General features: G+C 53.5%; 10 protein-coding genes and 3 pseudogenes. 7 read left to right on the forward strand and 6 right to left on the reverse strand.

Annotated elements, in window-relative coordinates; translation table 11 throughout:
- The first annotated feature begins 13 nt into the window (after positions 1–13).
- From adk to cui, 4 genes and pseudogenes are all read left to right on the forward strand, one after another.
- Positions 14–658, forward strand: coding sequence for an adenylate kinase (adk, locus tag AC3Y5R_RS07635; RefSeq protein WP_158783844.1), 645 nt, complete (start codon positions 14–16; stop codon positions 656–658).
- Between the two features lie 116 nt (positions 659–774).
- Complete coding sequence (gene hemH / locus AC3Y5R_RS07640) at positions 775–1,734, forward strand: ferrochelatase (protein WP_489920832.1); 960 nt, start codon at positions 775–777, stop codon at positions 1,732–1,734.
- A 135-nt stretch (positions 1,735–1,869) separates the two neighbouring features.
- Positions 1,870–2,182: pseudogene (locus tag AC3Y5R_RS07645) on the forward strand (recombinase family protein); the annotation flags it as partial.
- Positions 2,183–2,243: 61 nt separating this feature from the next.
- Positions 2,244–2,771 carry a colicin immunity protein Cui gene (cui, locus tag AC3Y5R_RS07650; protein WP_489920833.1) on the forward strand — a complete coding sequence of 176 codons (528 nt, stop codon included), beginning with the start codon at positions 2,244–2,246 and terminating at the stop codon, positions 2,769–2,771.
- Between the two features lie 20 nt (positions 2,772–2,791).
- Here cui and AC3Y5R_RS07655 read toward each other — a convergent pair whose 3' ends face one another.
- Positions 2,792–4,552 carry a colicin-like pore-forming protein gene (locus tag AC3Y5R_RS07655; RefSeq protein WP_489920834.1) on the reverse strand — a complete coding sequence of 587 codons (1,761 nt, stop codon included), beginning with the start codon at positions 4,550–4,552 and terminating at the stop codon, positions 2,792–2,794.
- Positions 4,553–5,142: 590 nt separating this feature from the next.
- Here AC3Y5R_RS07655 and AC3Y5R_RS07660 point away from each other — a divergent pair.
- Positions 5,143–6,450: pseudogene (locus AC3Y5R_RS07660) on the forward strand (inosine/guanosine kinase).
- A 61-nt stretch (positions 6,451–6,511) separates the two neighbouring features.
- Here AC3Y5R_RS07660 and ybaL read toward each other — a convergent pair.
- Both ybaL and AC3Y5R_RS07670 read right to left on the reverse strand, forming a co-directional pair.
- Complete coding sequence (gene ybaL, locus AC3Y5R_RS07665; RefSeq protein ID WP_489920835.1) at positions 6,512–8,194, reverse strand: YbaL family putative K(+) efflux transporter; 1,683 nt, start codon at positions 8,192–8,194, stop codon at positions 6,512–6,514.
- Between the two features lie 218 nt (positions 8,195–8,412).
- Positions 8,413–9,615, reverse strand: a complete 1,203-nt coding sequence (locus AC3Y5R_RS07670) for an MFS transporter (protein ID WP_489920836.1) — start codon at positions 9,613–9,615, stop codon at positions 8,413–8,415.
- A gap of 85 nt (positions 9,616–9,700) precedes the next feature.
- Between AC3Y5R_RS07670 and ushA the strand changes: the two are divergent.
- Positions 9,701–11,341 (forward strand): annotated as a pseudogene (gene ushA / locus AC3Y5R_RS07675) (bifunctional UDP-sugar hydrolase/5'-nucleotidase UshA); the annotation flags it as partial.
- A 690-nt stretch (positions 11,342–12,031) separates the two neighbouring features.
- On the opposite strand, the gene AC3Y5R_RS07680 reads toward ushA, so the two are convergent.
- Complete coding sequence (locus tag AC3Y5R_RS07680; RefSeq protein ID WP_489920837.1) at positions 12,032–12,466, reverse strand: multidrug/biocide efflux PACE transporter; 435 nt, start codon at positions 12,464–12,466, stop codon at positions 12,032–12,034.
- A gap of 88 nt (positions 12,467–12,554) precedes the next feature.
- On the opposite strand from AC3Y5R_RS07680, the gene AC3Y5R_RS07685 reads away from it, so the two are divergent.
- On the forward strand, positions 12,555–13,424 hold the full coding sequence (locus AC3Y5R_RS07685) for a LysR family transcriptional regulator (protein WP_489920838.1): 870 nt from the start codon (positions 12,555–12,557) through the stop codon (positions 13,422–13,424).
- Here AC3Y5R_RS07685 and ybaK read toward each other — a convergent pair.
- Positions 13,421–13,900 (reverse strand): Cys-tRNA(Pro)/Cys-tRNA(Cys) deacylase YbaK, encoded by a 480-nt coding sequence (gene ybaK, locus AC3Y5R_RS07690; RefSeq protein WP_489920839.1) that lies wholly within the window; start codon positions 13,898–13,900, stop codon positions 13,421–13,423. The two genes, AC3Y5R_RS07685 and ybaK, sit on opposite strands and share 4 nt — an antisense overlap.
- 182 nt (positions 13,901–14,082) lie before the next feature.
- On the reverse strand, positions 14,083–14,883 hold the full coding sequence (locus AC3Y5R_RS07695) for a TraB/GumN family protein (RefSeq protein ID WP_489920840.1): 801 nt from the start codon (positions 14,881–14,883) through the stop codon (positions 14,083–14,085).
- Between the last annotated feature and the right edge of the window lie 44 nt (positions 14,884–14,927).

The raw sequence follows: 14,927 nt of genomic DNA on the forward strand, positions 1-14,927 counted from the left end.
GGGGATTTACGCAATGCGTATTATTCTGCTCGGTGCACCGGGTGCAGGTAAGGGGACTCAGGCTCAGTTTATTATGGAGAAATACGGTATTCCGCAGATCTCCACGGGCGACATGTTGCGTGCAGCAGTCAAGGCAGGCAGCGAACTGGGTAAACAAGCCAAAGAGATCATGGACGCCGGTAAACTGGTAACCGACGAACTGGTTATCGCGCTGGTGAAAGAGCGTATCGCTCAGGATGACTGCCGGAACGGCTTCCTGCTGGACGGTTTCCCGCGCACCATTCCTCAGGCCGATGCCATGAAGGAAGCCGGGATCAAAGTTGATAACGTGCTGGAATTTGCCGTGCCTGACGAACTGATCGTTGAGCGCATTGTGGGCCGCCGCGTGCATGCTCCATCTGGCCGCGTGTATCACGTCACCTTTAATCCACCAAAAGTGGAAGGCAAAGATGATGTGACCGGTGAAGAGCTGACCACCCGTAAAGACGATCAGGAAGAGACCGTGCGTAAGCGCCTGGTGGAATACCATCAGATGACTGCTCCGTTGATTGCTTACTACAGCAAAGAAGCGGCAGCCGGTAACACCGCGTATCATAAAATTGACGGTACCCGTAAAGTCTCCGAAGTCAGCGCTGAGCTGGCGAAGATCCTCGGTTAAGAGATCGGGGGCCAGGCCTGCCTGGCCCCTACTGCAGCAATTGGTTTTCCCCCCGCCGTTTTCCGCTAGAATAAGTCTCGTTTTCATCACCTGAGATGCCCAGACAAGGAAAAATAATGAGGCAAGATAAACCCGGCGTGCTGCTGGTGAACCTTGGCACACCAGATGCTCCGACCACGCCTGCCGTTAAACGCTATCTGAAACAGTTCCTCAGCGACAAGCGAGTGGTGGATACGCCACGCTGGCTGTGGTGGCCGATCCTCAATGGTGCAATTTTGCCCATTCGTTCTCCGCGCGTTTCCAAACTTTATGCCTCCGTATGGATGGACGAAGGGTCGCCGCTGTTGGTTTACAGCAAGCGTCAGCGTGATGCGCTGGCGGCACGGCTGGATATGCCGGTTGAGCTGGGCATGAGCTACGGCAACCCCAGCCTGAAGTCGGCTATTGATAAACTGATGGCGCAGGGGATCACCCGGCTTATCGTGCTGCCGCTCTATCCGCAGTTCTCCTGCTCGACCGTGGCGGCGGTGTGGGATGGCATTACTCAGGTTTTTGCCGGATACCGCAGCCTGCCTTCGGTGCAGTTTATCCGTGACTATGCGGAGCACCCGACTTATATCGCGGCGCTGAAAGCCTCCGTCAAACGTTCATTCGCGAAGCACGGCAAACCGGATCTTCTGGTGATGTCCTTCCACGGCATTCCTCAGCGCTTTGCCGACGAGGGGGATGACTATCCGCAGCGCTGCCGCGATACCAGCGAGGCGCTGATGGCTTCTCTGGGCCTGACCAGCCAGACCGCGATGCTGACGTTCCAGTCGCGCTTTGGCCGTGAACCCTGGCTGTCACCTTATACCGATGAGACCATGAAGTCGCTGCCCGCCAAAGGCATCAGGCACGTACAGATCATGAGTCCTGGCTTCTCGGCAGACTGCCTGGAAACGCTGGAAGAGATCAGCGAGCAGAACCGGGAGTTCTTTATGCACGCGGGCGGCACACGGTTTGAATATATTCCTGCGCTGAATGATGACGAGCTGCACATTGATATGATGGTGGATTTGGTCAACAGCCAGCACTGACTCCTGCAACAGGGATGTGCGTACTCTGCAGCATCCCTGCAGAGGATCTTCCTGGCCGATCTTGACACTAATCGCGCCTATTATCATTCCATGTTGCAGGATCTCGCCGATGCGACAAATTTTATTACTCATAATCGTGTTCGCTGTCTGGCGCTGGGCGGCGTTGATCTAATCAGCCCTGCAGGGAAAATGACCATCCAAGTCATCTCGGCCGTAGCGGAATTTGAACGTGATTTATTAATTGAACGTACTGACTCAGGTATTAGCATCAGGAAAGAGTTTTGGGTGCTCCTCTGTACTGAATGATCAACAGAAACAATTCGCGCTGGAACGCCTGACGGCGGGGAGCAGCGTGAGCACCGTTGCCCGTGAGTTTGGCATGATACGGCAGACAATACTTAGGGCAAAGCAGCCAGCTAAGCTGATCGGGTTGTTGCATCTAATATAATAACTCTCAATTCTGGGGTATGATGGGTTAAATTTAATTACTCAGAGCCGAAGGAACCGCAATGAGAAGTATCAAAGAAGACAATAAATTCGCAAACAAGATCCTTTATATATTCCTGTTTATTGGAATTATCCCATTAGTGGTGGTTTTGTTGATTTATTTTAACAATCCTGACTCCCCACTCCTGAATAGTATTTCAGCCAGCTTCAGTTCTCTTCCAGCTGTTATATCTTCCAAAAATCCTTTGATGACAAAAGTCATGGATGTTTATTGCAAGAGCGCACCTTTTTTGGCATTATTATTTTTTGTGTGTTCGATAAGGGTGCGAAAAATTACTAAAACAGCTAACAGAGGTGCTCTTATACGTTCATGTATACTCAGTCCATTCTTCTACTTGTTTTTTATTTATTTTTTTTTGTTCCGTGACCTGGAGCTAAGTACTGCTGGGATACCTCTCAGACTCCTGTCCGGACATGATTTATCCTTGCTACTGGTTTATATTGTCTTATACGCTATCATTTTTTCTTTAACTTATGCCATATGTTATATTCCGATAATCGTTTATAAGTTATTTAAAGAAAGGCGGTAGCTACCGCCTTTTACTTAAACCTAACTCGCAGCTCTGATGACCTGTTCATTTAGCTTTTCAGCTGTTTTATCATCAATCAATGATCCAACTAAAGCCGCTACCATAATTGCCATTATCCCCACAGCTACGGCTGGAACTCCAGCGGCTAATAAAGCTAACCCAAGCGTCGCTGAGAAAAGTCCTAAAGCCAGGCTGGCAGCCATCCCACTCAGCACCCAGGACTCCACTTCCAGCATCAGCGGCCCCCAGTCCCCTGTTTCATATCCCTCGATACTTTTCTCCCGGACCTTCTCTATTTTCATCACCACATCGGCAACTTTGAACGCCTTACCAAGATTACCGAGCTTATTTGCCATGTCCTGCGCATCAACATTCTTCCACGCATTAATAATCACATCCTTATCCGCCTTGTTGATTTTCATGCCGGGATTAGAGGTGATTTTGTTGAGAGACTCTATCGCATCATCATAACTGCGGATCGTTTTACCCTGGAAGTTCTTTATATCATCCGCAATTTCTTTAGCTATTGCCTTATATTTATCACCAAGATGCCCACCAATCTTGTCACCCATATCAGCAATCAGTTCACTGGTTTTGGTAAGCGCTTCTTTTTCATTACTTGCTTTTTCAGCTGCTTCCTTCTCACGCTGGCGCGCCAATTCTTCCTGCTCTTTTCTTGCCTTTTCTTTTGCCGCACGTCTGGCCGCATTTTCTTTTTCAGTGGCATCTCGTTTTGACCTGGCTTCTGCCAGCTTATTATCAGCCTGAACCTGATTGTTTTGTGCAGCTGCCATTGCTGCATTAGCATTATTTAAATTTGCATTAGCTGCGTTGAGTTGATGATAGGCTGCATCAAGTTCCCCCTTCCTGGCATCCATGGCTTGCTTATCCTGTGCGGCAACCTTACCCGCTTCCATGAAATTACGGTAACCGGGAAGGGTTGGCTGGCTGGCAAAAACGGAGAACCGTTTTACATCCTGCATTGTCCGGTCATACTTTGCCTGAGCAGCGTTATACTCATTTGCTTTCTGAGCAACATTAGCATTTGCCGCGTTTACGCCGTTCTGTGCAGCATTGACCGCATTCCGTGCATTGTTCAGATTTGCTTGTGCAGTATCCACCTCCCTCTGTGCTGCCTCCACCTGATGCGTTGCATCCCATTCTGCCTGCTTACGTTGGGCTTCGGCTTCAGCCTTTGCTCTGGCTTCAGCAGCCTGCTTTTCCCGGACGTTATTTATCAGCGCCAGCTCCGCCTGTGCCAGCCGCGTCGCCTGTTTGGCCCGGGCAATCCTTTGACCAGCCTGGCCGCTGTTCGCCAGCTTTTCATTATCGGCAATGATTTTATTCAGCGCGGCAATGTGTGTATCTGAAATATCTCCACGGAAGTTGATTACCTCAACTACTATTTGTTTGTTGTTGACTATTCCGCCAGCATTTTCATCTTTATTGTGTCCGTCAATAATATTGGGCGGCATGGGGCCAAGGTTTACTCCGACCACATACCCATCCACCGTAGGTTTCACTGGTGCAGAAGGGGAAACGATGCCAATAATGTCCCCGTCTTCACGGACATAATATCCAGTGAAATCCGTTGGATTCAAACCACACGAACGGGCAAGGGCATCGCCTGCCGTTTTGGAAATTCCCGTGTAATTGTTTGCATTCCCTCCGTTGGAACCGGAATTACCGGATCCGCCGTTATTTCCGCGCGGGCTTTCTGACCCTGGATCAGATGATGGGCCATTTACCGTCATAGTTCCCTGATCGTTGCTGTTACTCATATTATTTTCCTCATCCTTATGGTTAACGAGAGTATAAAATGAGGTGGGATAGCGTCATCGTGTGTCATGCCGCCATATCCGGTGTAAGTATCCGTCATTCTGTTCGTCGATAGTGAACCCTGAACCCGGGAACGAATATGCTTTGAAGTTCGTTGTTCAGAACAGCAGTCTGTGTTGGCAATAAATAATGTGCTTCCCGCAGCCCTACGGCATCTATTGTTTTTTTACCACCTCATTGATCGATGATTCCACGTAATATGTTGCTGCTGATTGATCATATCAGTGCATATTTCAGCTATTTGGGACCATCATCATGTTAATGAATCGGGCTGTTTTCGCCTTTATCAAAATAAACATTTTAATTATCAATATGTTTCGGTAATGTTGGGAATGTAGGGATGAACCTGTACCATGCATGTTAACTTTTATTTCAAACATTGGGAGAGACGGAGTTGATGCCGGATTTACAGTTCCGGCGTACTGCTCTCAGAATATGGAAAGATCTAATGCCGCATTTTTGTAGCTTCGCTCCTACCAGCCCGTCCATGTGATACTATTTCCCGCCTGTTCACTTTCCTGAAGCCCGCCCTATGAAATTTCCCGGTAAACGTAAGTCCAAACACTACTTCCCTGTCAGCGCCCGCGATCCGCTGTTACAGCAGGTTCAGCCGGAAAACCCCGAAGCGGGCAGCAGCTGGATCGTAGGGATCGATCAGACGCTGGTGGATATTGAAGCCAAAGTGGGCGACGAGTTTGTCGCCCGCTATGGCCTCAGCATGGGCCATTCGCTGGTGATTGAAGACGACGTGGCCGAGGCGCTGTACGCTGAGCTGGTACGGGAAAATCTGATCACCCATCAGTTTGCTGGCGGCACGATTGGCAATACCCTGCATAACTACTCGGTGCTGGCCGATGACCGCTCGGTGCTGCTTGGGGTGATGTGCAATAACGTGCAGATCGGTGGCTATGCTTACCGCTATCTTTGCAACACTTCCAGCCGTACCGACCTGAATTATCTGCAGGGCGTGGACGGGGCGATTGGGCGCTGTTTTACCCTGATTGGCGAGAATGGCGAACGGACTTTTGCCATCAGCCCGGGAATGATGAACCAGCTGCGCAAAGAAAGTATTCCTGAAGAGGTGATTGCCGGGGCTTCTGCACTGGTGCTGACCTCCTATCTGGTGCGCTGTAAGCCAGGCGAACCGATGCCGGAAGCGACCATGCAGGCTATCGCCTGTGCCAAAAAGCACAACGTGCCGGTGGTGCTGACGTTGGGCACCAAATATGTGATTGGCGATAACCCTGCTTTCTGGCGTGATTTCCTGCGCGACCATGTTTCCATTGTGGCAATGAACGAGGATGAGGCGGAAGCGCTGACCGGCCTGAGCGATCCGCTGCAGGCGGCCAATATGGCGCTGGACTGGGTGGATTTGGTGCTCTGTACTGCCGGGCCAAACGGGTTGTATATGGCCGCCTTTACCGAAGAGGATGGAAAGCGGAAAACGCAGCATCCGTTACTGCCAGGTGCGATCCCGTAATTTAATCAGTATGAGTTCAGCCGCGCTATGCGCCATCAGGACTGCCTGCAGCCGCTGCGGATATTCTCGCATATCGCGCCTTATATGAGCGGACCCGAAAAGATCATGAACACCAACGGCGCGGGGGATGGCGCACTGGCGGCGATGCTGCACGATATCACAGCAAATAATTATCACCGTCTGAACGTGCCGAACTCCAGCAAGCATGGCCGCAGCTATCTGACCTACTCTTCGCTGGCACAGGTATGCAAGTACGCCAATCGCGTCAGCTATCAGGTGCTGAATCAGCATTCACCGCGTCTGAGCCGTGGGCTGCCTGAGCGGGAAGACAGCCTCGAAGAGTCTTACTGGGAACGTTAAAGGTTTCAGGTGGGAGCAGAGGGGCAGCCCCCTGGGTTGGGGACTGCTCCGCAGGTTTTACTCAGATCGGGCACTCTTTTGACGCTTCAGTCATCTCCGCAGCCATCAGGTTCAGCATGCTGTTAGCAATCTCACGCTCGCCCATCACCACCTGATTGGCTCCACGTTCGGTAATGTACTCCACCTCATCGTCATAATGCGCGCGGGCAATAATCTCAATGTTCGGATGCTTTTCTCTGGCAGCTGTCACTATCTCTCCGGCCTCGTAGCCGTTAGGAATGGTCAGCAGCAGCCAGCGAGCACAGTCCAGGCGGGCCAGCTCCATGGTGTCTGCGCGGGCAGCATTGCCCAGCACTGCGCTGATCCCTTGTTCTCTCAGCGCTTCGACTCGCGGACGGCTGTTTTCCACCACGACAATCGGCACGCCGCTTTCAATCAGCTTGCGCCCCAGCAGGCTTCCCACGCGGCCAAAACCCACCACAATGGCGTGGTTGCAGATATCTACCGGGATCTGTTTCTCTTCCTCTATGGTATCGATCATCGTTTGATCGTTGATGGTTTCAGTTTTATCGAGATAGCGCTGCAGAGCGGCGAAGAGAATGGGGTTAAGCATAATTGACAGGATCGCTCCTGCGAGCACCAGATTGCGGCCTTGCTCAGAGACCAGGTTGAGCGAAATCCCCAGGCCCGCAAGGATAAAGGCGAATTCACCAATCTGCGCCAGGCTGACAGAAATGGTCAGGGCAGTGCGGCGTGAGTGGCCAAACATGCGCACCAGCACCAGTGCCGCAAGTGATTTGCCCAGCACGATAATCGCCAGTACGCCGATCACCGCCAGCGGCTCATTGACCAGGATCATCGGGTCAAACAGCATTCCCACCGAGACAAAGAACAGGACGGCGAAGGCATCACGCAGTGGCAGAGTATCGTGTGCTGCGCGATGGCTGAGTTCGGATTCGTTCAGCACCATTCCGGCAAAGAACGCCCCGAGCGCGAAAGAGACGTCAAAGAATTCCACCGCGCCGAAGGCGATCCCCAGCGCCAGGGCCAGTACGGAGAGCGTGAACAGCTCGCGGGAGCCGGTAGCGGCACTGCGCGCCAAAATCCACGGCACCACGCGGCGGCCTACCACCATCATCAGTACCATAAAGGCCACCACTTTCCCGATGGTGATCAGCAGATCCAGCAGCAGCATACTGACGCTGGCGCTGCCATCCTCAAACATCCCGGCAATGGCGGGCAGCAGTACCAGCGCCAGCACCATCACTAAATCTTCCACAATCAGCCAGCCAATGGCGATTTGCCCGCGCTGGCTGTCAATCAGCTGTCGTTCCTCCAGCGCGCGCAGCAGCACCACCGTACTGGCCGTGGAGAGACAGAGTCCGAACACCAGGCCAGTCAGCCAGGACCAGCCCATCGCCCAGGAGAGACCCATTCCCAACAGGGTGGCGACTGCAATCTGCAATATCGCGCCGGGAATGGCGATAGCCTTTACCGCCATTAAATCTTTCAGTGAGAAATGCAGGCCCACGCCGAACATCAGCAGGATAACCCCCAGCTCAGCCAGTTCCGGTGCCAGATTGGTATCGGCAACAAAGCCTGGAGTGAAGGGGCCAGCCAGCACGCCCGCCAGCAGATAACCGACCAGAGGAGAGATGCGCAGCTTGTTGGCCAGCATACCGAGGAGGAAGGCAAGAACCAGGCCTCCTACGATGGTGGTGATTAGCGGGGTGGTGTGGTGCATGCCTCTCTCCTTAGGGTTATAAATGTGTCCGGATGTAAGAATTAAGTGTATGGCATAATGCTCGTCTGCGCTTGCACTAAATGGCGATAAGGGCAATAAAAATCAATCATTGAAGAAATGTTGATCGTGAGAGGGATTTTTCTCAGTTATCTGACGGGAGGCTTGATTTATTGCAGAAATAATACGGCGTGGATCTCAATTATCCACGCCGTGAAGGGTTATTTAGCCCGATTGTCTGGCAGGAATACGGTAAGAATGCCCAGAAGTGGCAGGTAAGCACAGATTTGGTAGACAAAATTGATGGAGGTATGATCGGCCACCACGCCCAGCACCGCAGCGCCTAATCCACCCATACCAAAAGCAAAGCCAAAGAACAGCCCGGAAACCATGCCGATACGGCCCGGCATCAGCTCCTGGGCATAAACCAGGATTGCCGAGAAAGCCGAAGCGAGGATAAAGCCAATGATCACCGACAGAACGCCGGTCCACATCAGTGAGGCATGAGGGAGCAGTAACGTGAAGGGGGCAACGCCAAGGATTGATACCCAGATAACGCGCTTACGGCCCACTTTATCGCCAATCGGTCCGCCAATCACCGTACCCGCCGCGACGGCAAACAGGAACGCAAACAGATGGAACTGAGCATTCTGCACCGAAAGGCCGAACTTGTTGATCAGATAGAAGGTGTAGTAGCTGCTCAGGCTGCTGAGATAGAAATATTTGGAGAAAATCAGCAGCAGCAGGATAGTGATGGCGAAAGCCACTTTGGCGCGTGGCAGCGTGGTGATTTCTGCAGGCGCAGAGCTGGCTTTTGCCACACGATGCTGCGCCTGATACCAACGGCTGACCTGCAGAAGCACCACAATCGCCAGCAGCGCGGCAAGCGTAAACCAGGCGACATTGCCCCGGCCATAGGGTGCGATAACCAGCGCGGCCAGCAGCGGCCCCAAAGAGCTGCCAAAATTACCGCCGACCTGGAACAGTGACTGCGCCAGGCCGTGGCGGCCACCGGAAGCCATTCTCGCCACGCGGGAGGATTCAGGATGGAACACTGAAGAACCTGTGCCCACTAAGGCAGCAGCCAGCAGCACCACGTAGAAATTATCGGCCACTGCCAGCAGGATCAGGCCACAAAGCGTGAAGGTCATACCGATCGGCAGTGACCAGGGCTTGGGGTGTTTATCGGTATAATAACCAATCAGCGGCTGCAGCAGAGAAGCTGTCACCTGGAAGGTCAGGGTAATAAGGCCGATCTGAACAAAGCTGAGGGAGAATTCGCCCTGCAGCAGGGGATAGATCGCCAGGATCAGCGACTGCAACATGTCGTTCAGCAGATGCGCGACGCTGATGGCGCCAAGAATGCCAAAAGAAGTGCGCCGCACGGGCGCGGAGGAGGAGGGAAGAGCCTGTTCGCTTGCCATTAAGTTAACCTGTCGTTAATTTTGTTTATCACTTTACGCTAAATGCTTTCGATGTTGTTTAACAAGGAGAAACGTTATGCCGGTTATGAAAAAAAAGGCACTGGCCCTGCTGACGCTGGTCATTCTTGGTACACCGCTGGTGGCTCAGGCCTGGGTGAAAGACCGGGTTTATAAATTTACCGTATTACATACCAACGATCACCACGGACACTTCTGGCCGAACGACCATGACGAATACGGTCTGGCGGCGCAAAAAACGATGATGGATCAGATTCGCTATGACGTGCAGGCGCATGGTGGCGCAGTGTTGATCCTGTCCGGAGGCGATATCAATACCGGCGTGCCGGAATCTGACCTGCAGGATGCTGAACCTGACTTCCGCGGCATGAATTTGATCGGCTACGATGCGATGGCCATCGGTAACCACGAGTTCGACAATCCCCTTTCCGTATTACGCCAGCAGCAAAAGTGGGCCAAATTCCCGCTGCTTTCCGCCAATATCTACCAGAAAAGCACCGGAAAACGGCTGTTTCAGCCTTACGCGCTGTTTAACCGGATGGGGCTGAAAATTGCGGTGATCGGGCTGACTACTGACGACACGGCAAAGATCGGTAACCCGGAATACTTCACCGATATGGAGTTTCGCAAACCGGCAACCGAGGCTAAAGCGGTAGTGGAACAGCTGAGGAAAAAAGAGAAACCGGATGTTATTATCGCTGCGACTCATATGGGGCATTACGACAACGGCAATCATGGTTCAAACGCGCCGGGCGATGTGGAGATGGCGCGTGAACTGCCCGCTGGCTATCTCAGTATGATCGTTGGCGGCCATTCGCAGGATCCGGTCTGCATGGCGAAAGAGAACCTTAAACAGGCGAATTACGTCCCGGGCACCCCGTGCCAGCCAGACCGCCAGAATGGTACCTGGATTGTTCAGGCCCACGAATGGGGCAAGTACATTGGCCGGGCTGATTTTACCTTCCTCAACGGTAAGCTGACGCTGGTGCATTACGAGCTGGTGCCCATCAACCTGCGGCATAAGGTGAAAAATGCAGATGGCAGCTCGACCTGGGTGAACTACACCAGGGAGATAGCAAAAAACCCGGCAATGATGAAGCTGCTGACGCCATTCCAGAAAAAAGGCGAAGCCCAGCTGGGAGTAAAAATTGGCAGCGTGAAGGGAGAGCTGCAGGGCGACCGCAGTCAGGTGCGTTTTGATCAGACCAATATGGCGAGGCTGATCCTGGCAGCGCAGATGGAGCGTAGCGGGGCTGATTTTGCGGTGATGAGCGGCGGTGGCGTACGGGACTCCATCGAGTCCGGTAAAATCACCTATAAAGATGTGCTGAAGGTGCAGCCATTCGGCAACACGTTGACTTATGTCGACATGAAAGGCAGCGAAGTGGAGAAGTATCTGGCGGTAGTGGCGAACAAGCAGGTGGATTCGGGGGCCTATGCGCAGTTTGCCAACATCAGCCTGGTGGCTGATGGGAAGGGGGTGAGCGAGGTTAAAATAAAAGGTGAGCCAGTGCAGGCGGACAAAACCTACCGCATGGCAACGCTGAGTTTTAATGCCACCGGCGGAGATGGTTATCCGGTGGTAAATACGTTGCCCGGCTATGTGAACACCGGCTTTGTCGATGCGGAAGTGCTGAAGCAGTATATTCAGAAGCATTCCCCACTTGATGCGGCGGCCTATGCGCCGAAAGGCGAGATCGTCTATCAGCAGAAAGTGGCTGAGCAGGCAAAACCGGTTGAAGAAGCGGCCTCGCCGCCGGAAAAACCCGCGGATACCACTCAACAGCAGACAAAACCGGAGGGTAAAGCTGCTCCACAGCAGGCCAAACCAAAGGATGAAGCTGCTCCTGCGGCACCAGCGCAGCAGGCACCGGCAAAGTCTGAGAAACCGAAGAAGTGGCGTCAGGCGAGGATCGAGACTGCGATGCTTTAAAAATGTAATGTACCGGCAGCAGGATCTGGTGCTTCTGCCTGGAGTAGTGAAGTTGCTGGCGGAGTCGCTTTTGGCTGTGTCTTTGCCGGAGGGGTTATTGAAGTTGCTGGCAGGGGCGCTGTTGACTATGTGTCTGCTGAAGGGGTTATCCGGAACACGGACACGCCGTAAATACGTCCATGTAGGCTTGATTCGCGCGTCCCTGCGCTCAACAGTCCGTTTATCCGGATAACCCCTCCGGCGAGAGGCAGTAGAGTTGCTGTTTACTTATCAACAACTCAGAAGCCAGCGGGTGGTGGTCAAATCCCCCTCTGGCGGGTGTTTGCCGCATGGACGCGGCAATCAAGGCTACAGGGATGTATTTACGCCGTCCCGCAGGAGGGGGATTTGACTGACACCGACCACCGGAGTCGGTTTTGACCCTACCGATGCCAAACACAGAGGCAGATTTTGACCCCGTCAAACCTATGCCCGGCACTCCCGGCGCTGAACCAGCTTCTCGCGCAGCCAGTCATACAGCCAGTTATAGGCCACCGTGTAGGGCAGGAAGAACAGGAAGAAGGCCACTTCCACCATAAATGCCTGCCACAGCGTAATGTCCAGCATTTTGGCTGCAATCGGCAGGCCGATGACGATAAACCCCCCCTCAAACCCCAGCGCATGCAGAATGCGTAGCGGCCAGCCGCGCACCACTTTGTCTCGTGGAAAAAGGCGATCAAACAGCGTGTTGTATAACATGTTCCAGAACATCGCCACGCTAGACAGCATGATGGCTAAAGCGCCCATCTGAAACAGCGGCTTCGCCATAATCCAGGCCGCCAGAGGAGAGACCAGCAGGATTGCCAGCACCTCAAAGCCTGCAGCATGATAAAAACGTTCTTTCAGTGTACGGGTACGCATAAATGCTCCTTAGTGATTTCAGGGCGCTATTTTCCGCTGAAATACTGCTAAGATAAAATGAGCACCTATCGAGAAAAGCGATACTTAAATGCGTTACTCACCGGAATCATTGCTGGCATTTGTGCAGACCGTGGAAAGTGGTTCATTTTCCGCGGCTGCCCGTGTGCTGCGAAAAAGTCAGTCCACCATCAGTACCGCCGTGGCAAATCTCGAAACTGACCTCGGCTTTGCGCTGTTCAGCCGCGACTCCCGCTCGCCAGTGCTGACCGAAAATGGCAGGAGGGCGCTGGCACAGGTCAGGGAGATCCTGACTGCCAGCGCCCAGCTCGATGAACTGGCCGTCAGGCTGGCGGGTGAGGTGGAACCCTGCCTGAGCCTGGCGATCTCCGACTTCTGGCAGGCGGATTACCATGAATCCCTGTTGAAACGTTTTGCCGCCCGCTATCCGGATATCGAATTTGAGTGCATGATCGCCGAAGATGCTGATGTGATCGATCTGCTGCAGGCGGGCAGGGCACATATCGGGGTGATGAGGGTGCAGCCTGAGTATCCACAGGATATTGCCACTTCGCGGCTGCAGGTTGAGGCACAAATGGCAATTTACCTGCATCAGGATCACCCGCTGGCGCAGCAGCCGGAAATCAGCGAAGCAGAGTTAAAAGCGGTGCGGCAGCTGTGTCTCAATACCTGGATTGAAAACGAGCGCTATCCGTCGGGCAAAGGCATCTGGTCAGCCCCATCCTACTTACTGTTGCTTGAGATGGCAGAACAGGGATTCGGCTGGAGCATACTGCCGCGCTGGCTGGTGGAGCAGTTTGGTCATCAGGTGTTGTACGAACTGCCGGTCAGCGGCTGGCCGCAGCGGATATCGGTGGATGCCGCCTGGTCCCGCAGTACCCCACCGGGACCAGCAGGGCGCTGGATGATTGACCAGCTACTGGCTCAGACGCCGGATTAATCCCGGCGGGAAATATCCGCGAAGGCGGCGTTCAGCTGCTGCACCAGATCCTGTGCGGCCAGTTCAATCTCCAGCCCGCGCTTGCCGCCGGACACAAAAATGGTCGGGAATTGCTGAGCCGACTGATCGACTACGGTAGGCAGACGCTTTTTCTGGCCGAGCGGGCTGATGCCGCCCAGCAGATAACCGGTGGTGCGCTGGGCAATCTGCGGATCGGCCATCTCCACCTTCTTTGCTCCCAGCGCCTTTGCCACGTTTTTCAGATCCAGCTGCCCGGCAACCGGCGTGACCGCCACCGCCAGGGTTTTATTGTCGCCATTCAGGGCCACCAGCAGCGTTTTATACACCCGGTTGGCATCCTGATTCAGCCTGGACACCGCCTCTTCACCGAAATGGGTATCGCTGCTGTCATGCTCGTATGAGTGTAACCGGAAGCTGACTTTTTGTTTTTCGAGGAGTTTTACTGCAGGGGTCATTGGATCTGTCCTTCCGAAATAAATATGCGATTAACCGTCTGTCGCTGATGAAGAAAAATAGTGGCGAAAATCCAGCCTTTAGGCGACAATCTGCCCCCCGTCAGCAACCCGATTGCTGACGGATAACTAAAATCATAAAAAAATTCCTCTTTGACGGGCCGATAGAGATATTGGCCTTTTTTTTATCTGCTTTTAAGCAGCTCGGGCAAATTCCCCTCGCCATAAAGGTGCAGAGCGCCTACCGCCACCACATATTTCCCTGGTGGCAGCTCATGCAGAGACTGGCACCAGCGCTGGTTACGCTGCAGCATCAGGACATCATTCAGCGCGCTGTTAAAGGTGCTGGGCAGTGCAGTCTGATTGCTGGTCGGGGGGCTTTCCAGCCACCAACTGACCATGGTCTGCAACAGCCGCGCGTTGGTATGCCAGTGAGTTAAGGTATCTTCCAGCAGCGTGATGCCGTTATCCGGCAGCGCTCTCAGTAAGGCCAGTTGAGTTTCCGGCCCTTCCAGCTCAATCACCTCTTTCTGCTGCGCCCGGGCGGCTTTCAGCAGCTGAAAATCGATACCGTAATCCGCGCGCAGTCCCAGCCGCTGTGCCTGCTGCGCCTGTAGCATCAGCGCCACCTGCCAGGCAGGCAGCATATCAATGACCTCGCTGTCCACCGCCACTTCTTCACACAGGCGATGCAGACGGGTCATTTGCTCCGCAGACAACCGTTCCGCCAGCGGTGCGCAGACCTCACTTTCACTGAACGGAGAAGCACCTGAAGTAATATCTGCTTCAACAATCAGCGCATCCGCACGATCCAGCTGCGACTGCAGAGCGGCAGGCAGCGGCATCATCGTCTGCGTACCCATATGAATGCTGCCGACCAGATGCAGCTGGCTGTGACCGAGCGTGACGTCCTGTGCCGGATAGGCATAGCGTGCCGGCGAAAATTTTCGCCACAGGGACGCCACCTTATGCATTAGTTTTCCCATAAGCACCGCCTTATCTGTTATCGCCCCATGCTAACGCTTTAAGT

It is taken from the genome of Erwinia sp. 009765445 (assembly GCF_058137865.1).

Coding starts and splice junctions, on each gene's coding strand:
- adk (WP_158783844.1), top strand. CDS start 14: ATGCGTATTATTCTGCTCGGTGCACCGGGTGCAGGTAAGGGGACTCAG.
- hemH (WP_489920832.1), top strand. CDS start 775: ATGAGGCAAGATAAACCCGGCGTGCTGCTGGTGAACCTTGGCACACCA.
- cui (WP_489920833.1), top strand. CDS start 2,244: ATGAGAAGTATCAAAGAAGACAATAAATTCGCAAACAAGATCCTTTAT.
- AC3Y5R_RS07655 (WP_489920834.1), bottom strand. CDS start 4,552: ATGAGTAACAGCAACGATCAGGGAACTATGACGGTAAATGGCCCATCA.
- ybaL (WP_489920835.1), bottom strand. CDS start 8,194: ATGCACCACACCACCCCGCTAATCACCACCATCGTAGGAGGCCTGGTT.
- AC3Y5R_RS07670 (WP_489920836.1), bottom strand. CDS start 9,615: ATGGCAAGCGAACAGGCTCTTCCCTCCTCCTCCGCGCCCGTGCGGCGC.
- AC3Y5R_RS07680 (WP_489920837.1), bottom strand. CDS start 12,466: ATGCGTACCCGTACACTGAAAGAACGTTTTTATCATGCTGCAGGCTTT.
- AC3Y5R_RS07685 (WP_489920838.1), top strand. CDS start 12,555: ATGCGTTACTCACCGGAATCATTGCTGGCATTTGTGCAGACCGTGGAA.
- ybaK (WP_489920839.1), bottom strand. CDS start 13,900: ATGACCCCTGCAGTAAAACTCCTCGAAAAACAAAAAGTCAGCTTCCGG.
- AC3Y5R_RS07695 (WP_489920840.1), bottom strand. CDS start 14,883: ATGGGAAAACTAATGCATAAGGTGGCGTCCCTGTGGCGAAAATTTTCG.